The following is a 23479-nucleotide window of genomic DNA, read 5'->3' on the forward strand; positions in this document are numbered from 1 at the left end:
ACGGGGTCGGGTGGACCAGAACGCACAACCGACCCTCACCCTGCGCGCGAAACACGGATGCTCACGCACCCGTGCGCGCAGCCCTCTCCCAGCGGGAGAGGGGGCTTCATCACTCCGCGGCCAGGGCCGTCGGGTTCGAGGAGGCGTTGGCCAGCTTGGTCAGGTCCAGGTCGGTTTTCGACTCTTCCTGCAGGGTCTGGTCCAGCAGGCGCACGGCCTCGGGCAGCTCCAGCATTTCGGCCCAGCGCTTCAGGGTGCCGTAGCGGGTGATCTCGTAGTGCTCCACCGCCTGGGCGGCCGAGATCAGACCGGCGTCCAGCGCCGCCGCGCCCTCGTATTCCTCGAGGATTTCCTCGCCCTCGGCGAGGATGCCCTCGATGGCTTCACAGGTCTTGCCCATGGCGCGCTTGCCGATGATGTCGAACACCTGCTGCAGGCGCTCGATCTGGCCCTCGGTCTCCTCGAGGTGCTTCTCGAAGGCGGCCTTCAGCTCCGGCGACTGGGCGCCGCGAGCCATCTTGGGCAGCGATTTGGCGATCTTGCGCTCGGCGTAATAGATGTCCTTGAGCGTGTCGTAGAACAGGTTTTCGAGGTTTTTCTCGGTCATGGTCGCGTGCCTTCAATTGGAGTGACGGCTGACAACCGGGACGCGGCGGCGAAGTTCCCGAAATCCGGAACCGATGGCGAACACGGCCGGTTCACTGGGCATGGATGGCCAGCGCACAGACCCGGGACCGCCGACGCTGGACGCCGAACTGGCCCGGCAACTGCTCGAGCGCGGCTTCTATCTGTTCGAAGCGCCGTCGCCCCCGCCGACCGGGCCGCAGCCGGTTCAGCCGCCCGCCGCCTCCGCGAAGATCGCATAGGACTTCACCCGCGCGGCGTGGTCGAAGATCTGGCTGGTGACCATCAGTTCGTCAGGCCTGTGGCGGTCGATGAAGGCGCCCAGCTGCGCCTTCACCGTTTCCGGCGATCCCACCGCCGAACAGGACAGGGCCTGATCGATCATCGACCGCGCGCCCGCATCCAGCGCCTGCGCATAGCCCGGGCGCGGCGGCGGCAGCTTGCCGGCCTTGCCCGTGCGCAGGTTGACGAACGCCTGCTGCACCGAGGTGAACAGGTCTCGCGCCTCTTCATCGGTGTCGGCGGCGAAGGCGTTGTAGCCCAGCATGACATAGGGCTCGGACAGGCGTTTCGACGGCTGGAACGATGAGCGATAGATGGCCAGCGCCCGCTCCAGCTCGGCCGGGGCGAAATGGCTGGCGAAGGCGTAGGGCAGGCCCAGATGGGCGGCCAGTTGCGCCCCGTAGGTGGACGAGCCCAGCATCCAGACCTGCACCTCCTGGCCCTCGCCCGGCGTGGCGCGGATGCGCTGGCCCTCCTCGGCCGGCTCGAACCAGCTCATCAGCTCCATCACGTCGCGGGGGAAGTCGTCGACGCTCCCGTCCAGCGTCCTCCGCAGCGCCCGCGAGGTCGCCTGATCGGTGCCGGGCGCGCGGCCCAGCCCCAGATCGATGCGGCCCGGATGCAGCGCCGCCAGGGTGCCGAACTGCTCGGCGATCACATAGGGCGCGTGGTTGGGCAGCATGATGCCCCCGGCGCCCACGCGGATGGTGCTGGTCCCCGCCGCCACATGGCCGATGACCACCGACGTCGCCGCGCTGGCGATGCCGGGCATGTTGTGGTGCTCGGCCAGCCAGTAGCGATGATAGCCCAGCCGCTCGGCGTGGCGGGCCAGATCCAGGGTGTTGGCGAGGGATCGGGAAACGTCGGACCCTTCGGGCACCGGCGACAGGTCGAGTACGGAAAGTCTGGGCATGACGCCCATATGGGGTGGCTGGACGGCGGACCAAGGCCGGCTTGCCTCAACCCCCGTCCTGCGCCACTCACAAATGATGACTGGGGGCAGAGAATGATCGGATTGGCGATACTGGGGGCGCTGCTGTTCGGGGGTGTCGCCGCCCTTGAAGTTCGGTCAGGCCGACGGGCGGAAGCCCTGGGCTGGGTCATCAGCGGCCTGTTGCTGGGGTTCTTCATGATCGCCGCTGATCAGGGCGTGCCTCGCTGGGTGCTGACTCTCGCGCTCCTGTCCGCCGCCGCCATCAGCCTGATTCTCGGGTGGCGTTCCGTCCTTCGTCGGTGGCGCGGCGGCTAGCGCCTTCGCCTAGAGCACCACCCCGGTCGTGCGCATGATCTCGGCGCGCAGTTCGGGGATGCCGTGGCCCTTCTCCGCCGAGGTCACGGCCACGAAGGGATAGGCGGCGGGGCGCTTGGAGACGGCCTTCAGGGTCTTTTCGCCCATGGCCTCGGCCTCGCCCTTCTTCAGCTTGTCGGCCTTGGTCAGGACGATCTGATAGCTGACCGCGGCCTCGTCCAGCGCGTCCAGCGCCTCGTCGTCCACCTTCTTCAGGCCATGGCGGCTGTCGATCAGCAGATAGACCCGCTTCAGCGTCACCCGGCCGCGCAGATAGTCCCGGCCCAGGTTCTGGAACCGCTTCACCTCGCCCTTGGACGCCTTGGCCCACCCATAGCCGGGCAGGTCCACCAGACGCATCTTGCCGTCCAGGTCGAAGAAGTTCACCTCGCGCGTCCGCCCCGGCTCATTGGAGGCGCGGGCCAGCTTGTGCATGCCCACCAGCCCGTTGATCAGGCTGGACTTGCCCACGTTCGAGCGCCCGGCGAAGGCCACCTCGGGCAGGTCCGGCTCGGGCAGCTGCTCGATCTTGGCGCAGCCCATGATGAAGGTGGCCGGGCGGGCGAACAGCACCCGCGCCGCCTCGACCTCCTCCTCGGTGAACATGTCCGTCATGGCGTCGCTCCGCTCATCCCGGCGAAAGCCGGGATCACGTGGCCTTCTTCCTTATGTACCGGTCGATGAAGGTGTCGATCGGGTTCTCGGCCTTGAAGCGGTGCATGATCACGTACTGCTGCAGGATCGACAGGATGTTGTTCCACGCCCAGTAGATCAGCAGGCCGGCCGCGAACGGGGCCATGATGAAGGTGAACACGAACGGCATGAAGGCGAAGATCTTGCGCTGCACCGGGTCCGGCGGCGGCGGGTTCATGGACATCTGCAGCCACATGGTCAGGCCGTAGACGATCGCCAGCACGCTGAGGGACAGGGTGAACCCGCCCATGCCCGTGTTGGACACGCCGATCAGGCCGCCGATGAGGGGCACCGAAGCGGGGTCCCACGGGATCAGGCCGAACAGGTTCCAGACGTTCGTGGGGTCGCGGGCGGAGAGGTCCTGGATCCAGCCGAAGAACGGCGCGTGCCGCATCTCGATGGTGACGAACAGCACCTTGTACAGGGCGTAGAACACCGGGATCTGCAGCAGGATGGGCAGACAGCCGGCCAGAGGATTGATCTTCTCGCGCTGGTACAGCGCCATCATTTCCTGCTGCTGCTTCTGCGGGTCCGAGCCGTGCTTCTTCTTGATCTCCTCCATCTTGGGCGCGAGCATCTTCATCTTGGAGAGGCTCTCGTAGCTCTTGTTGGCCAGGGGGAAGAGCAGCAGCTTGATGACCACGGTCAGCAGCAGGATGGCGACGCCGAAATTGCCCACCAGGCCGTAGAAGAACTCCACCGTCAGGAAGATCGGACGGGTCAGGAACCAGAACATGCCCCAGTCGATGGCCTGGTCGAAGCGCGGGATGCCCAGGCTGCGCTCATAGCCGCGCAGGATCTCGGCCCGCTTGGCGCCGGCGAACAGGCGCTGGGTCTCGGTGATCTGGCGGCCGGGATTGATGACCCGCGCCGTGCCCAGGATGTTGGCTTCGTGGATGTTGACCTCGCCGACCCGGCGCACGCGCAGCTCGGCGTCGATGGCCTCGGTCTGATCGGGCAGCAGGGCCGCCAGCCAGTATTTGTCGGTGATGCCCAGCCAGCCGCCGGTGGACTGATAGGCGATGCGGGGCTCGTCCTCCCAGTCGCGGTATTTCTCCAGCCGCAGGCGCTCGCCCAGAACGCCGATGGCGCCCTCGTGCAGGATGAACTGGCGGCCCAGGTCGTCGGGCACGCCGTGCCGCTGCACCGAGCCGTAGGGCGCAAGCGTGATCGCCTGCGACCCCAGATTGGCCACGGTGTCGGTCAGGGTGAAGACGTACTGCTCGTCCACCTCGATCCGGCGGGTGAAGCGCAGACCCTGCCCGTTGTCATAGGTCAGGGTGACCGGCGCGCCGGGCGCCAGGGTCGTGCCCTCGGTCAGGGTCCATTCGGTATTGGGGCCGGGCACGCCCGGAACGTTCTGACCCAGCCAGCCGAACTGGGCGAAATAGGCGTGTTCGGTGCCCTGTGGGCGGAACAGCTCCACCGGATCGTCCCCGTCCAGGGTCTCGCGGTAGTTGGTCAGGAACAGGTCGTCGATGCGCGCGCCCTGCAGCGACAGCGAGCCGGCCATGGTCGGGGTGCTGATCGGCACGCGCGGACCGGTGGCCAAGGCCGTGCGCCGGTCGGAGAACACCGCCGTGTCGGGCCGGAAGGCCGTGGCCGGGCCGTCGGCCGCCGTTTCGGCGGTCGCCTGTTGCTGGGCCCGCTGACGCTCGGTGGAGGGCTGCAGCACGAACAGCTGATAGATGAGCAGGATCGCCACGGTGCACACGATGAACAGGATCGTGTTGCGGGTGCTCTCATTCTGCATGGGTCAGCGGTCCTGGCCGGAAAGGTCGCGGGTCGGCGTTGAAGAAGCGTCGGAGATCGACGGAGCGGCCGCAGGCGCGGGCGCCGGGCCGGGATTGGGCGCGAGCCTTATCAGCGCGCTTTTCACATCGTCAAGCAATCGGTCCCAGGGGCGGTCGGGCGTTCCCTGACGGGCCACCAGAACATAGTCGTATCCGGCGTGGGCGTGCAGCGGCAAAAGCGCCCGGGCGGCCTCGCGCAGGCGGCGCTTGGCGCGGTTGCGGATCACCGCCCCGCCCACCTTGCGGGTGGCGGTGAAGCCGACCCCCACTGTGGCGCGGCCGTCGTCCCGGTCCAGCGCCTGCACCACCACGGCGCCGCTGGCCTTTGAAACGCCTTTCGCGGCCGCCAGAAACTGGGGCCGCGAAGTCAGGCGTTCGATTTTGAACGGATGGTCCGTCATGCGCTCTTGCTGGAAAAGCGCAGCGGGCGCTTACGCCGTCAGGCGCTTGCGGCCCTTGGCGCGGCGACGCGCAACGATCTTCTGACCGTTCTTGGTGGCCATCCGCGAACGGAAGCCGTGACGGCGCTTGCGCACGAGTCGGGACGGCTGATAGGTCCGCTTCACGATAAGGCTCCGGCAATCAGGGTTGTGCGGCGAGCAAGGTTGTCCGCTGCAGGAAGGGCGGGCGTATAAGTCGGGCTGGCCCGGGAGTCAACGGCGAACGGGCTTTCCGGGCGCCCACAGGAGAATAAGACAGCCCATGGGCGAACGCACGGTCAGACAGTGGGTCGTCCGCCTTCTCCCGCTCATGGGGGTCGTGGCGCTCGCCGCCCTCATCATCGGCATGGGCTGGAATCGCTATCTGTCGCTGGACACCCTCAAGGATCACGGCGAGGCGCTGCACGCCTTTGTGGCCGACCATTATCTGCTGACCCTGCTGGGCCTGACCCTGCTGTTCGCGCTTCTGACCGCGAGCATCATTCCGGGCGTGGTCTTCGTCACCGTGGCGGCGGGCTATCTGTACGGCACCTGGGTGGGCGGCGTGGCCACAACCCTGGGCGCGACGCTGGGGGCCCTGGCGGTCTATGCAGCCGGACGCTCGGCCCTGGGGGAGGCCTTGAGGGCGCGGGCCCAGGCGAAGCCGGGGCTGATGAAGCGGATCTGCGAGGGCGTCGACCAGAACACCTTCCGCTATGTGCTGGTGTCCCGGCTGGTGGTGACGGTGCCGTTCCACCTGATCAATGTGGCGGCGGGAATCGTCTCGGCGCCGCTCAAGCCCTACGCCCTGGCCACCTTCATCGGCTTGCTGCCCGCCCATTTCATCTATTGCTGGATCGGAGACGGGCTGAACGACATTCTGTCGGTCAATGAGGATCCGGATCTTCGCGCCCTGTTCAACGAGTTCGCATGGCCCCTGATGGGAGTCGCCTTCCTGGCCCTGGTGCTGCCGCTGATCATGCGGCGGCTGCGGCGGCCCACGCCGGAAACGGCCGCATGACGCGGGCCCGGCTGCCCCGCCTGCGCGGGCCGGACGGCCTGTCCGCGCGACTGCTGTTGCTGACGGGCGTCTTCACCCTGGCGGTGGTGGGGCTGATCCTGGCCCCCAGCGCCGCCTCCTTCCACGAGCGCTGGCTGCTGGACCGCATCCGCGCCGCCGAACTGGCCTCGGTGGGCGTCGAGGCCCTGCCCTATTCGCTGGTGGAGGACGACACCGCCCGCCAGTTGCTGCAGATCAGCGGCGTGACCGCCGTGGCGGTGCAGGATGAAGGGGTGCGCCGTCTGCTGCTGCAGGCCCCCGCCCTGCCCCGCACGCCCGAACTGATCGACCTGCGCCAATCCGACCCCGGGGCCCGCCTGACCGACCCCTGGCGCACCCTGGCGGGCCATCCCGAGCGGTCGGTGCGGGTCATGGCGCGACCCCGCTATCGCTCCGGCGACTTCATCGAGGTGGTGGCCCCCGCCGAGCCCCTGAAACAGGAGCTGCGCGCCTATCTGGTCAACAGCCTGCTGCTGTCGCTGGTGGTGGCCGGGGCCGCCGGCGGCCTGCTCTACGCCGCCCTGGCGTTCCTGGTGCTCAGCCCCATGCGGCGGGTCACCATTTCCATCGAGCGTTTCCGCGCCGACCCCGAGGCCCCGTCCGAGCCGCCCCAGGGCCGCCGCGACGAGATCGGCCGGGTCGAGGACGAACTGGCGCGCATGCAGGAAGAGGTGCGTCAGGCCCTGCGCTCCCGCGCCCGTCTGGCCGCCCTGGGCGAGGCCGTGGCGCGCATCAATCACGACCTCAGGAACATGCTGACCTCGGCCCAGATGGCCTCGGACCGTCTGGCCGCCAGCCCCGACCCGCAGGTGGCCAAGGCCCTGCCCCGGCTGGAGCGGGCGCTGGACCGCGCCGCGACCCTGGCCACCCACGTGCTGGACTACGGCAAGACCGCCGAGCCGGAGCCGGAGCGTCAGTCCCTGCCCCTCAAGACCGTCGTGGCCGCCGCGGCCGAGGACGCCGGGCTGGAGCCGCGCGGGGTGCGGCTGGTGCGCAGGATCCCGGCCGGCGCCGTGATCCAGGCGGACCCCGACCAACTTCACCGCATCCTGGTCAATCTGATGCGCAACGCCCGCCACGCCATCCAGGGCGCGCGCGGCGATGACGCGCGGGGCAAGGTGACGGTGCAGGCCCTCGCCGCCGACGACGTGGTCATCCTCACCATCGCCGACGACGGGCCCGGCATACCCCCGCGCGTGGTCGAGCGGCTGTTCCAGCCCTTCGTGGCGGGATCGGCGGGAGGCACCGGACTGGGCCTGGCCATCGCCCGCGAACTGGCCGCCAACCACGGCGGCGAACTGACCCTGGCCTCAACCGGGCCGGCAGGCACGACCTTCCGGCTGGTGATCCCGAAGGGCCCGGGCGTGTCCTCATAAGATCGCCGACGCCACAGGTCCGCTTGTCGGCAGCGTGGAAACTGCGGGCGGGTGGGGCTGACAGGTAATCCGCTTCCCGCCCTCGACTCCCGGTCAGCGGGTGGCCCCCGTCAGGACACCCGCCTCCCTAGTCGGGAAGCGTCCGCGCAACACGAAGGCCCGTCCAGTTCTCCCTGCTGTTCGGCCAGCCATAGGAGCGCTGGGCGGAACGCAGCTGGTCCGGGCCACTGTTCCAGGCGCCCCCCCGGGCGACACGGTCGGGACAGTCATCACTCGTGCGCGCCGAGCCGTCAGCGGGCGCGTCTTCATAGCTGTCGGAATAACAGTCCTCGACCAGCTCCCACACATTGCCGTGCATGTCATGAAGGCCAAAGGCGTTGGGGAGCTTGCGGCCGACGGGATGCGTATTGCCGTAGGGGCGGAAGCGGTCGCGGCTATACCAGGCGTGGTCAACCAGCTGGCCGTCATCATCGCCAAAGCTGTAATCGGTGTCCGCGCCGGCCCTTGCGGCGTATTCCCATTCCGCCTCGCTCAGCAGACGGTAGCGGTCCGCACGGTTTGTGTAGCCCGTCTTGTGGTTCAGCCAGTCCACATAGGCTTTCGCATCATGCCATGAGACGCAGGTCACCGGCTGATCGCCGGACTGCTCGAACCCGGGTGACAGCCAGCTCGTTCCGGGCATCGCGCGCACTTGACCGCTGAACCACTGCAGGCAGAGCTCGTCCGGACTCCAGCCCGTCTCTTCCGCGAAGGCGCTGAACTCGTCCACGCTCACTTCGTAGCGGCCGACGGCCAGGCGATATCCGATCTGAACCGTGCGCTGGGGGCCTTCATCACCAAATCCCCTGAACTCCGATGCCGGCGAGCCCATCGTGAAACGCCCTGCGGGCAGAACCACCATCTCCGGGCCCTGGCCAGGCCCGGATATGAACGGGTCACGGAACGAGTCGCCTGTCCGGTTCTGGGCTTCGGCGGCCGTATCGGCCAGAGCGAGCACGCCAAGCGCACACAGGAGTGCGGCCCACGACTTCAGCCCTGCTGGCGATGGGATGGCGACTGCCATGGCATCCAGTACCCCTAAATATTCCCCGTGCTCAGGGGGATCGCCCCGGCTCGGCGGCCTGATCGACCGATGGTATGCATTTCGATCAAAACCCAAAGTCGAAAATCGGCGATCAGCGGACCTGTCAGATGCCGTCAGCCCCCGTGAGCGGGGTCTGCGCCTCCGAAATCCCGCATTTCCGAAGGCCACTCCCGCACGCCACAAGGCTTTGCGCCTCCCGCACCCGGTATTTCGTCCGCCGTCTTTCCCCATGCCCTAGACTGGCCTCAGCAAGACCCGCGCGCGGACTCGGGCGGTTATGGCGTCACGATCAAGGAGGGGATTTCGGACAATTCGGACACTGTTTTTTGGCCACGAAGTCCGAAATCCGGGCGAGGGCGTTGCACCCCGTTGCACTGTTTTTTTCGGGTGCGCCGTCTCATCCAACGGCCCGATTTCGGACAATTCGGACAATTCGGACACTGTTTTTTCGGGCCGGAGTCCGAAACCAGACCCGCCTACCGGGTCAGCACCACGCCCTCGCGGCGCGGATCGGCCCCGGCGTCCCAGCGGCCGTCGCGCCACAGCACCCCGTGCAGGCCCGAGTTCTCGGAAGCGTTGGGCCGCAACTCGATGCCCGCCGCCGCCAGCTCGGCCTGCAGCGCGGGGCTGAACATCTCCGTGTCCGCGCCGAAGCCGTCGCCCCGCGCCACCAGATTGGGCAGGTCGATGGCCTCCTGCATGGACAGGTCCCAGGCCAGGGTCCCGATCAGGGCCTTGGCCACATAGGCGAGGATGGACGTGCCGCCCGGAGAGCCCACCGCGCCCACGAAGCGGCCCTCCCGGTCGAGGATGATCACCGGGCTCATGGACGAGCGCGGCCGCTTGCCCGGGGCCACGGCGTTGGCAACTGGAACACCCGCCGCGTCGGTCGACGAAAAGGAGAAGTCGGTCAGTTGATTGTTGAGAAAGAAGCCCGCCGCCATGCGGCCCGAGCCGAAGATGCTCTCCACCGTGGTGGTCATGCTGACCGCATCGCCCTCGGCGTCCACCACCACGAAGTGGGAGGTGCCGGCGGGCTCGGCGGTGGCGCCGGCGGCGCGGGGCTGGAAGCCCGGCGGCAGGCCCGGCTCGGCCGCCCTGTCCAGCGTCGGCGCCAGGGCCGCGCGCCGGGCCACATAGGCGGGGTCCAGCAGGCCCGCGACCGGAACCTCGACAAAGTCCGCGTCGCCCACATAGCGGTCGCGGTCGGCGTACATCAGGCGCTGAAGCCGGGCGAAGGCGGCCCAGGCGTCCGCCTCGGCGGGCCCCTCGTCCAGGGCCGGGACGTGCTCGGCCATGGCCAGCAGTTGCAGCACCGCCAGCCCGCTGGACGGCGGCGGCGGCACGCAGACCACATACAGCCGCCATTCGCGACAGATGGCCTCGCGCGCCACCGGGCGATAGGCGGCCAGATCCTCGAGGCTGAGGGCGCCGGGTCGCTCGCCGGCCTGCACCGTCTGGATGATCTCGCGGGCGATGGGCCCGCTATAAAGGGCGTCCGGACCGTCCTCGGCGAGGGCCCGCACCGTGGCGGCGTAGGCCGGATTGCGCAGGGTGTCCCCGGCCTCCAGCCGTTCGCCGTCGGCGCCGCTGAAATAGGCCCGCGCCCAGTCGGTGGAGGCTTGGGGCGCCGACGAAGCGATCATGCCCGCCAGACGGGGGCTGACGGTGAAACCGTCCTGCGCCAGCCGCTCCGCATCCCCGAACAGCCCGGACCACGCCAGCCGCCCGTGCCGCTCGTGGGCCATGGCCAGCATGGCCACCGCCCCCGGCGCCCCGGTGGAGCGCCCGCTCAGCACCGCCTCGCGGAACCCCAGCGGCTGGCCGTCCTCGAAGAACAGCTCCGGCGTCGCGGCGGCCTGCGCCGTCTCGCGCCCGTCGAAGGCCGTCACCGCCCCCGTGGCGGCGTCGTAGTGCATCAGGAAAGCCCCGCCCCCCAGACCCGAGCTCTGCGGCTCCACGAGGCCCAGAACAGCCTGGATGGCCACCGCCGCATCCACCGCCGACCCGCCCCGCCGCAGCACCGCCATGCCCGCCTCCCCCGCCAGCGGATTGGCCACGCTGACGATGGGCCCGCGCGCGGCGCTCGCCGGGGCCGTGGAAACGGCGGGCGCCGCCTCGGACGCGACGCTCATCGACCCGGCGCAGCCCGCCAGGATCAGGGCGCTGGACAGGACCGGCGCCAGCAGGCGCGCCGCGCGGCGACGGAAGAAATGGGCATGGGTCATATCCATTCCCTAAGGCGGAACGCGCCCCCTGAAAACCGGCCCACCGATTTCATGCCGCTCATGCGCATTGCGGGCTTGCATCGCCGCCCCGACGCGTCTAGGTGTCCGGCCCTTCGCGGTTCCCACCGCCATGCGCGCCCGTAGCTCAGCTGGATAGAGCACCAGACTACGAATCTGGGGGTCGGACGTTCGAATCGTTCCGGGCGCGCCATCGCGGTTCAAAACTGCGAACTCCGCCAAAGGCGGCGTAATTCCCACCATCACTGGACGCCAGGGCCCCCGCAACAGCTGGGTTCGCGAGCCGATGATGCGCGCCTCGGTTTTGCTGATGACCTCCACCGGCCGGGTCAGGCGCGGAGGTGGTCGCGCCGGTAGCCGCTGGTGCAGTCGCGAGCTTGCGGCGCGTGGCGATGGTCTTCAGGTCCATCGGGCCGTGTTCCCGTCGCCGGTGAGCGCCACCGGTAGATGGTGCGGACGGTTTGGGCCTGAAGCGGATCGATCTCCAGCTTCTTCTTGATCCTGGACCCGCGCTGCTCGACCGCGACGATGCGATAGCCGATGGGCGGCAGGGCGCCGTTCCAGAAGCCTTGGCTGGCGGTCTTTGCCAGCTTGCGGACATAGAACTCACCCTGGAACTGGTCGCGGAAGAGCAGCCATCGAGTCTGGCTCGGTGGCGGGCAAGCCAGTCGCACTGTACAATCGGCGTAATGTACAGGTTCCTGGCAATCTTGGCCCTCTGTGTGGGCTGCTCTCCCACTACGCCTGAGCGCGCGGCAATGTTCGCGTCCGGGGGCCGTGCTTACGTGACGCAGACCAGCGCGCCCGCGCCCGACTATCGCGCCTTGCTCGATCAAGCCGACACAACGGCCGGCCAGGGGCAGATCCGAGAGGCCACCTCATCTCCGCCGCGTGACGGCACACGGATCGGCCGCGAATGGATCGAGCGCCTTGAGCAGCACAGCGCTCTTCTTGGGTATGGCCTGGCAGACGGCGATGAAAATGCTGCAATCAGCGTAATCGACACCGGCCTGACCGAGAGCGAATTTGATCGCTGGGTCGTCAGCAATGGCTGGACAGCGCCCGGATACATCCGCTGGAGCTTCGTGTCCGCGATGACCGTCCCAGCAGTGAGCGAAGCCGCACGGGCCGCCATTCGATATTGGCCCGCCTCGACAGTGCGCACGGGCGTTCAACTCCAGGCGCTTCATGGCGGGCGGGTCGAGCTACGTGACGGATGTTTCTTTGTCGGCGAGCGCGGCCAGGCCGCGAATAAACTGGCCTGGTTTCACGCCGAGGTGGGACTCGATATCGACGAAGCCGGCTTTCTTATACTGCGTGACCGGGTGGACGGTGCGACGCGAGCGCGCATTGGCGAAGAGATGAGCTGGGCCGGTCCAGCAAGCGCAAAGATCGACGACGATGCTCGGCGAGCACTGCAAGAAGCATGTGGTCCAGGGGACGTCCTGGTTGTCGGGTCGCCGGAATCCAGCGAGCGGTTTCAAATGCGCGTTGCGGATGTTCGAAATCGCGGCGGCCCTCGATAGAAAAAAAGCGGCGTGAGTGGTCGTTCTGGACAGGTCCGAAGGACCCCCGGGATTAGGGCGCGCGGCTCCCTGTGAGCTATCATCCATTAGATGGCCGGAGAGGGTCCATCGCGGCCATGGCTTCGGCCGAATACAGACCTTCCACATGTCAGGCCGCCCATTCGAGCATCGCTGGATAGTGCTCCGTGTCATCCGTCTCGGCGCAGCATTCTTTCCCTGGTCCGGGCGCTCTGCGCCGGATCCTCAAAACTCCTCCCACTCCGAGATCGCTGCGGCGGCCCCGCCGACCGTGGCCAGGCGCGGCCTGGCCGCAGCCAAGGCGGGTGCTGACGCCCGGGGCTTGAAGCGCTCGATCTCTGACCCGCCCCGTTGAGCGAACGGCGCCTCCGCCTCCTGGACCCCGCCATCAGCGCTGATCTGGAAGCGCCCCACCAGTTGCGCCATCTCCGAGGCGTCGCGGCTGAGCGCCACGCTGGCGGCGGTGGATTCCTCCACCATGGCGGCGTTCTGTTGTGTGACCTGGTCCATGGCGTTGACGGCGGTGTTGACCTCCGCCAGTCCCACCGCCTGTTCCTGGGTGGACGCCCGGATCTCGGTCATGAGCGTGGTCACGGTGTGGACCCCTTCCGAAATGCCTGTCAGGGCCTCGCCGGTCTGCCGCACGAGGCCGACGCCGTTCTTGACCTGCGCCCCGCTGGTGGAGATCAGCGCCTTGATCTGCCGCGCCGAGTCCGCCGAGCGTTGTGCCAGGGCGCGCACTTCCGACGCGACCACGGCGAAGCCTCTGCCGGCGTCGCCGGCGCGAGCGGCCTCGACGCCCGCGTTGAGGGCCAGCAGATTGGTCTGGAAGGCGATCTCGTCGATCACGCCCAGAATCTCGCCGATCTGATCCGAGGATCGCTCGATCTCTACCATGGCGGCGATGGCGCGCTGGACCACCTCGCCGCCGTTCTCGGCCTGGGCGCGAGTCGCGCCGACAACGGCGTCGGTGGCCTTGGCGTTCTCCGCCGTTTTCTGAACAGTCGCCGTGATCTGGTCCAGGGCCGCCGCGGTCTCCTCCAGCGCCGCGGCCTGGCGTTCGGTGCGGCTCGACAGCTCCTCGGCGGCGCTGCTGATTTCGCTGGCCCCCGACTGGATGGTTCCGGCGTTGCCCCGGATGACGCCGAGGGCCTCGTCCAGCGCGGTCATGGCCTGGTTGAAGTCGTCGCGAAGGCTGGCGTAGTCGCCCGGGAACGCCTCCGCAATGCGATAGGACAGGTCCCCGTCCGCCATGGCAGACAGCCCCCGGCGCAGACCCGCGACCACGGCGGTCTGGGTTTCGGCCGCCTCGCGATCGGCCTGCTCGCGCCGCTCGCGCTCGTCCTCGATGGCCGTGACGTCGGTGGCGAACTTGACCACCTTGTAGGGAGCGCCGGCCGCGTCCAGCATCGGGTTGTACGAGGCCTCGATCACCACGCGGCGACCGTTCTTGCCGTAGCGGACGAACTTGTCGACGAAGAACTCCCCCGCGTTCAGACGGCGCCAGAAGGCGGCGTACTCGGGCGAGGCGGCCTCGGTGGGGTCCACGAACAGGCTGTGGTGACGGCCCTGGATGTCGGCGAGCTCGTAGCCCAGCACAGCGAGGAAATTGGCGTTGGCGTCCCGCACCGTGCCGTCGAGGTCAAACTCGATCACGCCCTGGGAGCGATGGAAGGCAGCGACGAGACTGCGCAGCTCGGCGGTGGCGGCGACGTCGGCGGAAGGGGTGGATCGAACCTTGAACATCGTCGTCTCCGAACGGTCGGGAAGAGCGGGACCGACGCCCTTCGTGTGCGAAGAATATTAAGATTCAATATATCGATCATGATATAAACGAAATTCATTATGTTAATGTTTGCGGTTCAATAGGGTGATCATGAGCGTAGCGTCCAAGCCCCGAAGCGAACCTGCAGATTTCACGGAATTGCATGTGGATCAGCAGCTGTGTCTGGCCCTGCAGACCAGCAGCAGCCTGATCACCCGGCTCTATCGACGGCTTCTGACGCCGCTGGGCCTCACCCATTCGCAGTATCTGGTGCTGATCGCCCTGTGGGAGGTCGAGCGCCCGCTCACCATGGGCGACCTGGGTGAGCGCCTGTCGCTGGATACCGGCTCCCTGACGCCGCTGATCAAGCGCATGGAGGCCAGCGGGCTGCTGTCGCGCACGCGCGACAAGCGCGACGAGCGCAAGGTCTGGGTGGCCCCGACCGCCAGAGGCGCCGATCTGCGCGACGAGCTTCTGGCCGTGCGCAGGGAGGTGGTGCGGCAGATCCCGATCACAGATGAGCAGATCGTCGACCTGCGCCGCATCCTGCAGGACATGAATGACGCCATCAGCCGCGCTGACTCGCTGCGCTAGCTGAAGTCGATCAGCGGGCCCCTGGGCACTACGCCGGAGGGGTTAATCTGGCGATGGCTTTCGTAATAGTGCCGCTTGATGTGCTGCACGTTGACGGTCTCGGCCACGCCCGCCAGGCCGTGAAAGGCGCGCACATACCGCCACAGGGCCGGATAGTCGACGATGCGGCGCAGGTTGCATTTGAAGTGGCCGTGGTAGACCAGATCGAAGCGCACAAGAGTGGTGAAGAGACGGATATCGGCCTCGGTCAGGCGGTCGCCGGTCAGCCATTCTGAACCCGTCAGCAGCCCTTCCAACCAGTCCAGCGTGTCGAACAGCGGCCCGACCGCCTCCTCATAGGCGTCCTGGTTGGCGGCGAAGCCGGCGCGATAGACGCCATTGTTGAGCGTCGAATAGATGCGGTCGTTCAGGGCGTCAATTTCGGGCCGCAGGCGATCGGGATAGTAGTCGCCATCCGCAGCGCCGACCCCGTCGAAAGCGGTGTTGAACATGCGGATGATGTCGGCGGACTCATTGGAGACGATGGTCTCGCGCGTCCTGTCCCACAGCACCGGAACGGTGACCTTGCCGGTGTAGGCGGGATCGGCCGCCGTATAGACCTGATGCAGATAGTCGGCGCCGTGCAGCGGATCGCCGGTCACGGCGGGGCCCGAAGCGAAGGTCCAGCCCTTGTCCCGCATCAGCCAGTGCACCGTCGAGACGTCGATCATGCTCTCCAGCCCCTTGAAGCGGCGCATGATGAGGGTGCGGTGGGCCCAGGGGCAGGCCAGGCTGACGTACAGGTGATAGCGCCCTGACTCAGCCCTGAAGCCGCCCTCACCGGACGGCCCCGGTTCGCCGCCGGCCGTGACCCAGTTGCGGAACTGGCTATCCTTGCGCTTGAAGCGGCCGTCCGTTTTGTCAGCGAAAGCGTCGTCGGCTTGCCACTTTCCATCGACCAGTTGGCCCAAGGCGTTTCTCCTTCGTGCGGATGGGGATGCAGGGCCAACGGCTCAGGCCGCCGTCGGTTCGCCGATCACTGCCTTCACATACGCTCGCCGGGCAGCCGGCTGGCCTGTTTCACCCAGTCGGCAAACTGCGCCTCGTCGACCGCCTCATCCTCGTGGATGTGAAAATAGCGGACGTGCTTCTGTTTCGAGCTCACCGGGGGCGGCGGGTCGAGATCGGCGCCGTTGAAGAACGACACCTTCAGATACCGGTCGAAAACGTGGACGCCCAGGAACCAGCGCCCCTCCTCGACGCCGTAGAGCGGCGAGTTCCACTTCACCGCCTTGCGCACATCAGGAACCGTCTGCGCAATCAGGGCGTCCAGACGCCGCCAGGCGTCGCTTTTCCAGCCCGGCGCGGCGGCGATCCAGGCCTGCACAGGCGCGTCCCCATAGCCCTTGGCGATCTGCGGATTGCCGCCGGACAGCAGGACCGGCTTGTCTGAGGAGGCCATGGTTTACTCCGGGACGGCGCGGCGGCGAACGTAAGGCAGAGCGAACATGTAGAGCCCTGTGATCATCAGCACGAATAACGGAGCCAGCGGCAGATAAAAGATCGGACTCTGCGTGCTCTGTCCCGTCGCCGCCGCGATGGTGGCGGCGATCACAGTGGCGATGAACAGGATCGACACCCAGCGGTGGAAGAACCGCGTCCACTTGCTCAGAGCCATCTGGCCCTCCCGTTTGAATGATTGCGTCGCGTCAGTCAGTCCGGACCAGCAGCGCGTCCAGCCTGGTCAGGAACTGGTTCCAGCCCGCATGGGCGCCGCCGAAGGCCTGCTTCTGGTCGGGCCTGAACCCGGCCTGCTCCATACGCAGATGAGTCCCATCCGGCGTCGGGGTGAGCGTGAAAGTCACCACGCTCTTCAGCGCATAGGCAGGGTCGTCATGGGCATAGTCCCAGCGATAGGACAGCGTCCGGTGCGGTTCGATGGTCAGCACCTCGCAGTCCAGCACCCCGCCCCAGTCCCCAGACAGGTTGAACCGGTGGCCCACCACCGGCTGGAAGTCGTTCTTCATCAGCCATTCCTGGATCAGGTGAGGCTGGGTCAGGGCGCGCCACAGCCGCTCGGGCGGAAAGGCGAAGGCGCGCTCGACGACAACGGATCTGGTTTCGCTCATTGGTCCATCCTGGCCAGCAGGGTTTCCAGATCATCGAACCGCGACTCCCAGAACCCGGCCATCTGGCGTGTCCAGTCCACCAGCGGCCCGAGGGCGGCCAGGTCAGCGCTGTAGTGGGTCTGACGTCCGGCCGGGCGGTCGCGGACCAGCCCCGCCTGTTTCAGGGCTCCCAGATGTTTTGACACCGCCGGCTGGGACACGCCCGATCCGGGGGTGAGCGCGCCGACCGTCTGTTCCCCCTCACGGCACAGGCGCTCGAATAGCGCCCGCCGCGTGGGGTCAGCCAGGGTTTTGAACAGGACGTCATGCGCTGCGGTCATGCGAGATCGATAACCTTATGGTTATTGATTGTCACATAACCTCAGCGTTATGGATGAGTCAAGCGGCTCCTAACGGAGGGCGGCCGCCACACCCGACAGGGTTTGCGCCAGGGCCTGCCCGCGTTCCTGGTCCGCCGCATCGCCCTCAATGGCCAATCCGGACGCGAGGCTCTCAAGCGTGGCCGCCAGTTGAGCATCCCCGCCCTGCGCGTTCATGCGCGCCGCAGCCTGATCCAGCGCCGCGGTCAAGCCTGACACGGCGTCAGCCGACAGGGCGCCGGAGCGCGCCAGCTGATCCACATAGGCGCGCGCCACCACCGGGTGGGCCGGCCATGTCACCGGGAACTGCTGCTGCGGGTTGAAGGTCCCGCCCTGGTCGGCCAGACCGGCCGCCGCGATCTCGGCTGCGGACAGATGCTCGCTGGGCTGCAGGGTCAGCACGTCCAGGCCACGCACGATTTCCGTGCCGTAGATGCGGCCGTCATACCAGTAGGTGGACCAGTAGCCGCCCAGGATCGCATGCTCGCCGTCCACGGGGCCGCGGTCGAACGAGGCGATCTCCACCGGGTTGGCGGAATCGGTGAAGTCGATCACCGAGACGCCGCCCTGGTACCAGGCCTGAACGAAGATATCGCGGCCCGGCACCGGCACGATGGAGCCGTTGTGGGCGACGCAATTCTCCTGCTCGGTCTGGGGCGCGGGCAGCTTGAAATAGCCGCGCTGCTCCAGCTGGCCGTCGACGATGTCGTAGAAGGCGTTGGCGCCCCAGGTCACCGGGTCCTGCACACGACAACGCGGACGGGCGCCGCCGCCCCACTCGTCCGTGAAGAGCACCTTGGTGCCGTCGTTGTTGAAGGTGGCCGAGTGCCAGTAGGCGAAGCCCGGATCATTGACCGCGTCGATGCGCCGGGGCGCACGCGGATCGCTGATGTCCAGCAGGATGCCGTTGCCCGAACAGGCGCCCGCCGCCAGGTTCGCCGACGGGAAGACGGTGATGTCGTGGCACTGGTCGGTGCGGCTGGTGCGCTGGGTGCCCTCGCCATGATCGCCGCCCTGCCACAGGCCGGCCACCACGCCGGTCTCGTCGTCGGCGAAGACGCGCGGGCTGTCGATGATCCGGGACCGGGACGGATCGGCGACCGGAATCTCGATCACGTCGATGCTGAACAGGGCGGTGCGCGGATCGCCCGGCAGGCCGACGACGCAGCCGGCCAGCTCTTCCTCATGGCGCACCGACGAGGTGCCCGAGTTGTAGACGATGATCGATCGCTCGTAGGAGGAGACCACCGAATGGGTGTGCGACCCGCGGCAGGTCTGGACCTGTCCAACCTGCACAGGACGCACCGGATCGCTGATGTCGAAGATGCGCAGGCCGCGGAAGCGGTCGGGACTGACGTCCTCGCTGATGCCCTCGCGGCCGCAGTCGACGCGGGCGGTGGCCTGCTCCACTGACATGAGCAGGAGGTCGCCGACGATGGAGACGTCGCCCTGCCCGCCGGGGCAGACCAGCGAACTGATCAGTTGCGGCTCGGCCTCGCCGATGCGGTAAAGGTTGACGCCGTGGTAGTTGCCCACGGCCATCAGGTCGCCCGAGAAGGCCAGGTCGGTGTTGGCGAAGTTGAGGAACGGCCCGCGCTGGCCGAACCGCCCGGGTGTCTCTTCACCGCGCTCGCCCTCGACGGCGGCGTCCTGGGACGGGATCGGCGGCGGCAGGCCGGCGGGGTTGGCGGGATCATAGAAGCCGGCAGGCTTGGGAAGGCTGGCGACCAGAGCCATGTTGCTGGCGGCCTCGCCCGCGTCGCGGAAGCCCGGGGTCAGGCTGGAGCGCGGATCATCGGTCAGGCCGCGCGCCAGCGTGGTCATGCGGGTGATCTCGGCCTGCTGTTCGTTGGTGATATCGGTCGCGAACTCGAACAGCACCGGATCATAGGCCGAGCCCGACCGGCCCAGAAGGTCGTCCACCATCTCGATGGCGCCCGCGTGGTGCGCGATCATGAGCTCAAGGAACAGGCGGTCGAAGGCCGGGCCGCTGGCGGCCGCCAGTTGGGCCTTCTGCTGGGGCGTGGCCATGCCCGCCATGGCCATGTGGGCGTGGGCCGCGCCATGGGCGGCGTGGTGGCTGTGATCCGCCATGGCCGCAGGATCGGGCGCGTCCTGTCCGCGCTGGCGCAGCCAGTCTTGCATGAAGGCGATCTCGTCGGCCTGTGACGCGGTGATGCGTCCGGCGATGTCGACGATGTCCCGCGTATTGGTGCGATCCGCCACCAGGGCCGCCATCTCGGTGGCCTGATGATGGTGGTGGATCATGTCCTGCATGAAGCGCACGTCGTCGGCCGAGTAGCGGTTGTCGGCGATGCGGGCCGCCTCCTCCGCCGTCAGGGCGCGCGGGGCCTGGCCCGGCGCACCCGGCTGAATGATGGGCGCGTTCTGGGCCACGGCGACGCCGGCGGCCATCAGGCTGAAGACGGAACATCCCACAAGAAGACGGGCGACGGTTGCGGATTTCACGGACAAAGGCAGGCTCCCCACTAACTGAGGCAGAGACCGTAGCCCAATTTTGCGGCAGGTCGACTCGGGGCGAGCCTTAATAATCGGCAAGACAGGGCTGGTTCGCCGGAGTTTCGCGCTCTTGTTCCGGCTCGGCGCATGGGGCAAAGCGCGGGCATGCGCATCGCCTTCATAGGAACCCCCGACTTCGCCGTGCCGTCCCTGGCCGAGTTGATCGCCGCCGGGCACGAGGTCGTGGCGGTCTACTCGCAGCCGCCACGGCCCAGGGGACGCGGCCAGAAGCTGACCCCCTCCCCCGTTCAGGCCTTCGCCGAGAGCATGGGGCTGCCGGTGTTCACGCCCGACAGCATGAAGGCGGCCGAGGCCATCGAGACCTTCCGCTCGCTGGATCTGGATACGGCGGCGGTGGTGGCCTACGGCCAGATCCTCAAGACCGGCGTGCTGGAGGCGCCGCGTCTGGGCTGTCTCAACCTGCATGGCAGCCTGCTGCCCCGCTGGCGCGGCGCCGCCCCGATCCAGCGCGCCATCATGGCCGGGGATCGTCAGACCGGCGTACAGATCATGCGCATGTCCGAAGGTCTTGACGAGGGCCCGATCCTGCTGTCCGAGGTGCTGGACATCCGCGACGACGACACCGCCGCCACCCTGTCGGACCGTATGGCCCATGTGGGCGCCGGGCTGTGGCCGCGCGCGCTGGCGGCCATCGAGCGCGGCGGGGCGACGCCTGTCGAGCAGGCGGGCGAGCCGACCTATGCGAAGAAGATCACGCCCGCCGAGGCGCGTATCGACTGGTCCCGGCCAGCGACGGAGCTGGACTGCCACATCCGCGGCCTGTCGCCCTTCCCCGGGGCCTGGTTCGAGGGACCGGATGGAACGCGGATCAAGGCGCTGATGTCGCGGGTCGAGGACGGTTCGGGCGCGGCCGGTGAGGCGCTGGAAGACCAGCTTCTGATCGCCTGCGGCAGCGGCGCGGTGCGCCTGACGCGGGTGCAGCGCGAGGGCAAGGGCGCGCAGGGCGTCGAAGAGTTCGTGCGCGGCTACCCCATCGCGGCCGGGACGGTGCTGGCCTGATGCCGCGCTATCGCCTGACGCTGGAGTACGACGGTTCGGTCTTCAACGGCTACCAGGCCCAGGACAACCTGCCGACGGTGCAGGGGGTGGTGGAAGCGGCGATCCGGTCTTTCTGCGGTCAGGCCATCCGGCTGCAGGCCGCCGGGCGCACCGACACTGGTGTCCACGCCACAGGTCAGGTGGTCCATGCGGATCTGGACAAGGACTGGCCCGCCCAGACCGTCATGAATGCGCTCAACGCCCACATGATCGCGGCGCCGGTCTCGGTTCTGGCCTGCGAGATCGGCGGGCTTGATGACCGGGGCGAGGCGTGGCACGCCCGGTTCTCGGCGCGCGAGCGGCGCTATCTGTACCGCATCCTCAATCGCCCGGCCCCGCCCGCGCTGGACAAGGGCCGGGTCTGGCATGTGAAGAAGCCGCTGGACGTGGACGCCATGCATGCTGCGGCGCAGGTCTTCGTGGGCCACCACGACTTCACCACCTTCCGAGATGTGAACTGCCAGTCCAAGTCGCCGGAAAAGACTCTGGACGTGGCGCGGGTCACCCGCACGGGCGAGGAGGTTCACCTGACCTTTACGGCCCGGTCGTTCCTGCACCGGCAGGTGCGCTCCATGACCGGCACCCTGACCGAGGTGGGCGCCGGCCGCTGGACGGTCGAGGATGTGCAGAAGGCGATGGACGCGCGCGACCGCGCCGCCTGCGGGCCGGTGGCGCCATCCTGCGGCCTGTATCTGACCGGCGTCGGCTACTAAGGGATCAGCAGCTGCCCTGAACGGTGCACTGCACGCCTTCGCCCGCGGCTTCCAGATCCTGACCCAAGCCGCGCACGGTGTTGCAGGCGGCCACGGTCAGGGTGAGGGCGGCGATGGCGAGAACGGCGATCTTGCGCATGGGGAAACTCCAGGAAAATTCGATAGCGGAATGTCCAGCTTCGCCGCGGGTTCCGCAAGTGGAATAGGCGCCGCGGCGCGCGATCTGCTACTCACCGTGGCCATGACGCACGCCCGCTCCCAGCCGCAAGGCACCGCCGCCCGCCGCCTCGTCGAGACCCTGGTCATCAACGGCATCGACACCGTCTTCTGCGTGCCGGGCGAAAGCTATCTGGCTGTTCTTGACGCCCTGGCCGATGTGAAGGACCAGATCCGGGTCGTCACCTGCCGCCACGAGGCGGGCGCAGCCAACATGGCCGAGGCCTATGGCAAGCTGACCGGAAAGCCGGGCGTCTGCATGGTCACGCGCGGGCCGGGCGCCACCCACGCCGCCATCGGCGTGCACACGGCCCATCAGGACTCCACCCCCATGATCCTGTTCGTGGGCCAGATCGCCCTGACCGACCGGGGCCGCGGCGCCTTTCAGGAAGTGGACTACCGCGAGGTGTTCGGGGGGCTGGCCAAGTGGGCCACCGAGATCGAGACCCCCGCCCGCACGGTGGAGATCGTGGAGCGCGCCCTCGCCACAGCGCTTCAGGGCCGCATGGGTCCGGTGGTCGTGGCCCTGCCCGAGGACATCCTGCACGACGATGGCGGCCCCGCTCCGGTGCGCGCTGTGACACCCGCCCGCTCGGCCCTGTCCCCCGCCTTCGTGGCGCAGGTGCACGAAGCGCTGGCGAAGGCCGAACGGCCTCTGCTTGTGCTGGGCGGTTCGGGCTGGACGCAGGAGGCGTCGGACGCGGTGGCGGCGTGGTGCGAACGCATCGGCCTGCCGGTCAGCCTGTCGTTCCGCCGCAAGGACATTCTGAAAAACGACCATCCCTGCTACGTCGGCGACCTGGGTCTGGGCTGCAATCCCAAGCTGATGACGCGGGCCAAGACGGCGGACCTGATCATCGCCGTCGGCGCGCGACTGGGCGAGAACCCGACCCAGGGCTACACCCTGTTCGAGCGTGACGATCTGGCCGGCCGGCTGATCCACATTCACCCAGGGCCCGAGGAACTGGGCCGGGTCTGGCCGACCCTGCTGTCGGCGGCGGCGGACAATTCCCTCGCTGGGCTGGCTCTGTCCGGGATCGATCCGGGCCGCACCTGGCATGACGAGGCCGCCACGGGCCATGCGGACTATCAGGCGTTCTCCACCCCGGTGGCCGTCACCGGCGCGGTGAACATGAGCGAGTGCATGGCGCACCTGAGCGAAGCCCTGCCGCCCGACGCGGTGGTCACCAACGGGGCGGGCAATTTCGCGGCCTGGCTGCATCGCTTCTACCGCCACAAGGCGTGCCGCACCCAGCTAGCGCCCACGTCCGGAGCTATGGGCTACGGCTTTCCCGCCGCGATAGGGGCCAAGGCGGTACATCCGGACCGCGAGGTCATCTGCATCGCCGGGGATGGCGACTTCATGATGCTGGCGCAGGAGCTGGCTACGGCGGTCCAGCACGACCTCAACATCATCACGGTGGTGGTGGACAACGGAACCTACGGCACCATCCGCATGCACCAGGAAGGGCATTATCCGGGCCGGGTCATCGCCACCGATCTGAAGAACCCGGACTTCGTGAAGTATGCGGAAGCGTTCGGAGCCTTCGGTGTGCGCTGTGACCGGACCGAGGACTTCCCCTCGGCCCTGACGGCGGCGCGCGCGGCGTCCAAGACCCGGCCCGCCCTGATCCACCTGATCACCGACGCCGAGGACATCGCCCCCAACCGCACCATCAGCGGGCTGCGGAAGGGATGACCCCTGATTCTTCTCCCCCACGGGAGAAGCAGGCTCA

The 23479-nt window shown here is 68.0% G+C and carries 26 protein-coding genes and 1 tRNA gene; 10 read left to right on the forward strand and 17 right to left on the reverse strand.

Annotated features, from left to right (window positions below):
• Window positions 1-109 precede the first annotated feature (109 nt).
• Window positions 110-607: a ferritin-like domain-containing protein gene (locus ACK4SE_RS03830; protein WP_409688956.1), complete on the reverse strand. Its 498-nt coding sequence runs from the start codon at window positions 605-607 to the stop codon at window positions 110-112.
• 73 nt (window positions 608-680) lie between these two features.
• Here ACK4SE_RS03830 and ACK4SE_RS03835 point away from each other — a divergent pair, with 73 nt between their 5' ends.
• Entirely contained in the window at window positions 681-866 is a 186-nt protein-coding gene (locus tag ACK4SE_RS03835; RefSeq protein WP_409688958.1) for a hypothetical protein, read from the forward strand.
• On the opposite strand, the gene ACK4SE_RS03840 is transcribed toward ACK4SE_RS03835, so the two are convergent.
• A complete protein-coding gene (locus ACK4SE_RS03840) occupies window positions 833-1819 on the reverse strand; it encodes an LLM class flavin-dependent oxidoreductase (RefSeq protein ID WP_409688960.1) in 987 nt (328 codons plus the stop codon). The two genes, ACK4SE_RS03835 and ACK4SE_RS03840, sit on opposite strands and share 34 nt — an antisense overlap.
• 93 nt (window positions 1820-1912) lie before the next feature.
• Between ACK4SE_RS03840 and ACK4SE_RS03845 the strand changes: the two genes are divergently transcribed.
• Window positions 1913-2155, forward strand: coding sequence for a hypothetical protein (locus tag ACK4SE_RS03845; RefSeq protein WP_409688962.1), 243 nt, complete (start codon window positions 1913-1915; stop codon window positions 2153-2155).
• A 9-nt stretch (window positions 2156-2164) separates the two neighbouring features.
• Here the strand turns inward: ACK4SE_RS03845 and yihA are convergent, their stop codons facing one another.
• Genes yihA through rpmH form a run of 4 tightly spaced genes read right to left on the reverse strand, consistent with a single transcriptional unit; the run spans window position 2165 to window position 5246 of the window.
• Entirely contained in the window at window positions 2165-2809 is a 645-nt protein-coding gene (gene yihA / locus ACK4SE_RS03850) for a ribosome biogenesis GTP-binding protein YihA/YsxC (RefSeq protein ID WP_409688964.1), read from the reverse strand.
• 34 nt (window positions 2810-2843) lie between these two features.
• A complete protein-coding gene (gene yidC / locus ACK4SE_RS03855) occupies window positions 2844-4640 on the reverse strand; it encodes a membrane protein insertase YidC (protein ID WP_409688966.1) in 1797 nt (598 codons plus the stop codon).
• A gap of 3 nt (window positions 4641-4643) precedes the next feature.
• Window positions 4644-5081, reverse strand: coding sequence for a ribonuclease P protein component (locus ACK4SE_RS03860; RefSeq protein ID WP_409688967.1), 438 nt, complete (start codon window positions 5079-5081; stop codon window positions 4644-4646).
• A gap of 30 nt (window positions 5082-5111) precedes the next feature.
• Window positions 5112-5246 (reverse strand): 50S ribosomal protein L34, encoded by a 135-nt coding sequence (gene rpmH, locus ACK4SE_RS03865; protein WP_003164000.1) that lies wholly within the window; start codon window positions 5244-5246, stop codon window positions 5112-5114.
• A 136-nt stretch (window positions 5247-5382) separates the two neighbouring features.
• Here rpmH and ACK4SE_RS03870 point away from each other — a divergent pair, with 136 nt between their 5' ends.
• Both ACK4SE_RS03870 and ACK4SE_RS03875 read left to right on the forward strand, forming a co-directional pair.
• Window positions 5383-6120, forward strand: coding sequence for a TVP38/TMEM64 family protein (locus tag ACK4SE_RS03870; RefSeq protein WP_409688969.1), 738 nt, complete (start codon window positions 5383-5385; stop codon window positions 6118-6120).
• Window positions 6117-7535: a sensor histidine kinase gene (locus ACK4SE_RS03875; protein WP_409688970.1), complete on the forward strand. Its 1419-nt coding sequence runs from the start codon at window positions 6117-6119 to the stop codon at window positions 7533-7535. Before ACK4SE_RS03870 ends, ACK4SE_RS03875 begins: the two co-directional genes overlap by 4 nt.
• A 127-nt stretch (window positions 7536-7662) precedes the next feature.
• Here ACK4SE_RS03875 and ACK4SE_RS03880 read toward each other — a convergent pair whose 3' ends face one another.
• Together ACK4SE_RS03880 and ACK4SE_RS03885 are read right to left on the reverse strand one after the other, a co-directional pair.
• On the reverse strand, window positions 7663-8598 hold the full coding sequence (locus ACK4SE_RS03880; RefSeq protein ID WP_409688972.1) for a formylglycine-generating enzyme family protein: 936 nt from the start codon (window positions 8596-8598) through the stop codon (window positions 7663-7665).
• 497 nt (window positions 8599-9095) lie between these two features.
• The gene (locus ACK4SE_RS03885; protein WP_409688974.1) at window positions 9096-10847 is read right to left on the reverse strand and encodes a gamma-glutamyltransferase; all 1752 of its coding nucleotides are present in this window, start codon (window positions 10845-10847) and stop codon (window positions 9096-9098) included.
• Between the two features lie 134 nt (window positions 10848-10981).
• On the opposite strand from ACK4SE_RS03885, the gene ACK4SE_RS03890 reads away from it, so the two are divergent.
• Window positions 10982-11058: transfer RNA gene (locus ACK4SE_RS03890), tRNA-Arg, on the forward strand.
• A gap of 136 nt (window positions 11059-11194) precedes the next feature.
• Here the strand turns inward: ACK4SE_RS03890 and ACK4SE_RS03895 are convergent.
• Window positions 11195-11539 (reverse strand): hypothetical protein, encoded by a 345-nt coding sequence (locus ACK4SE_RS03895; RefSeq protein WP_409688976.1) that lies wholly within the window; start codon window positions 11537-11539, stop codon window positions 11195-11197.
• A gap of 111 nt (window positions 11540-11650) precedes the next feature.
• Here ACK4SE_RS03895 and ACK4SE_RS03900 point away from each other — a divergent pair, with 111 nt between their 5' ends.
• Window positions 11651-12391 carry a hypothetical protein gene (locus tag ACK4SE_RS03900; RefSeq protein WP_409688977.1) on the forward strand — a complete coding sequence of 247 codons (741 nt, stop codon included), beginning with the start codon at window positions 11651-11653 and terminating at the stop codon, window positions 12389-12391.
• 243 nt (window positions 12392-12634) lie between these two features.
• On the opposite strand, the gene ACK4SE_RS03905 is transcribed toward ACK4SE_RS03900, so the two are convergent.
• Complete coding sequence (locus ACK4SE_RS03905) at window positions 12635-14155, reverse strand: methyl-accepting chemotaxis protein (protein WP_409688978.1); 1521 nt, start codon at window positions 14153-14155, stop codon at window positions 12635-12637.
• A 184-nt stretch (window positions 14156-14339) separates the two neighbouring features.
• On the opposite strand from ACK4SE_RS03905, the gene ACK4SE_RS03910 reads away from it, so the two are divergent.
• Window positions 14340-14768 (forward strand): MarR family winged helix-turn-helix transcriptional regulator, encoded by a 429-nt coding sequence (locus ACK4SE_RS03910; protein ID WP_409688980.1) that lies wholly within the window; start codon window positions 14340-14342, stop codon window positions 14766-14768.
• On the opposite strand, the gene ACK4SE_RS03915 is transcribed toward ACK4SE_RS03910, so the two are convergent.
• From ACK4SE_RS03915 to ACK4SE_RS03940, 6 genes are all read right to left on the reverse strand, one after another.
• Window positions 14765-15718, reverse strand: coding sequence for a glutathione S-transferase family protein (locus tag ACK4SE_RS03915; protein ID WP_409688982.1), 954 nt, complete (start codon window positions 15716-15718; stop codon window positions 14765-14767). The two genes, ACK4SE_RS03910 and ACK4SE_RS03915, sit on opposite strands and share 4 nt — an antisense overlap.
• Before the next feature lie 74 nt (window positions 15719-15792).
• On the reverse strand, window positions 15793-16209 hold the full coding sequence (locus tag ACK4SE_RS03920; RefSeq protein WP_409688984.1) for a DUF1801 domain-containing protein: 417 nt from the start codon (window positions 16207-16209) through the stop codon (window positions 15793-15795).
• Between the two features lie 3 nt (window positions 16210-16212).
• Window positions 16213-16425 (reverse strand): hypothetical protein, encoded by a 213-nt coding sequence (locus ACK4SE_RS03925; RefSeq protein WP_409688985.1) that lies wholly within the window; start codon window positions 16423-16425, stop codon window positions 16213-16215.
• A gap of 31 nt (window positions 16426-16456) precedes the next feature.
• A complete protein-coding gene (locus ACK4SE_RS03930) occupies window positions 16457-16876 on the reverse strand; it encodes an SRPBCC domain-containing protein (RefSeq protein ID WP_409688987.1) in 420 nt (139 codons plus the stop codon).
• A complete protein-coding gene (locus tag ACK4SE_RS03935) occupies window positions 16873-17196 on the reverse strand; it encodes an ArsR/SmtB family transcription factor (protein ID WP_409688989.1) in 324 nt (107 codons plus the stop codon). Before ACK4SE_RS03935 ends, ACK4SE_RS03930 begins: the two co-directional genes overlap by 4 nt.
• A 69-nt stretch (window positions 17197-17265) precedes the next feature.
• Entirely contained in the window at window positions 17266-19704 is a 2439-nt protein-coding gene (locus tag ACK4SE_RS03940; RefSeq protein WP_409688991.1) for a DUF305 domain-containing protein, read from the reverse strand.
• 156 nt (window positions 19705-19860) lie between these two features.
• Between ACK4SE_RS03940 and fmt the strand changes: the two genes are divergently transcribed.
• Complete coding sequence (fmt, locus tag ACK4SE_RS03945; protein WP_409688993.1) at window positions 19861-20775, forward strand: methionyl-tRNA formyltransferase; 915 nt, start codon at window positions 19861-19863, stop codon at window positions 20773-20775.
• Window positions 20775-21527 (forward strand): tRNA pseudouridine(38-40) synthase TruA, encoded by a 753-nt coding sequence (gene truA, locus ACK4SE_RS03950; RefSeq protein ID WP_409688995.1) that lies wholly within the window; start codon window positions 20775-20777, stop codon window positions 21525-21527. The genes fmt and truA overlap by 1 nt, the downstream gene beginning before the upstream one ends.
• Window positions 21528-21531: 4 nt before the next feature.
• Here truA and ACK4SE_RS03955 read toward each other — a convergent pair whose 3' ends face one another.
• Entirely contained in the window at window positions 21532-21666 is a 135-nt protein-coding gene (locus ACK4SE_RS03955; RefSeq protein ID WP_409688997.1) for an entericidin A/B family lipoprotein, read from the reverse strand.
• 102 nt (window positions 21667-21768) lie between these two features.
• Between ACK4SE_RS03955 and ACK4SE_RS03960 the strand changes: the two genes are divergently transcribed.
• Entirely contained in the window at window positions 21769-23442 is a 1674-nt protein-coding gene (locus tag ACK4SE_RS03960; RefSeq protein WP_409688998.1) for a thiamine pyrophosphate-binding protein, read from the forward strand.
• Window positions 23443-23479: the final 37 nt, after the last annotated feature.

Source organism: Brevundimonas sp. (assembly GCF_046293315.1).
In the GTDB taxonomy this organism is placed as follows: Bacteria; Pseudomonadota; Alphaproteobacteria; order Caulobacterales; family Caulobacteraceae; genus Brevundimonas.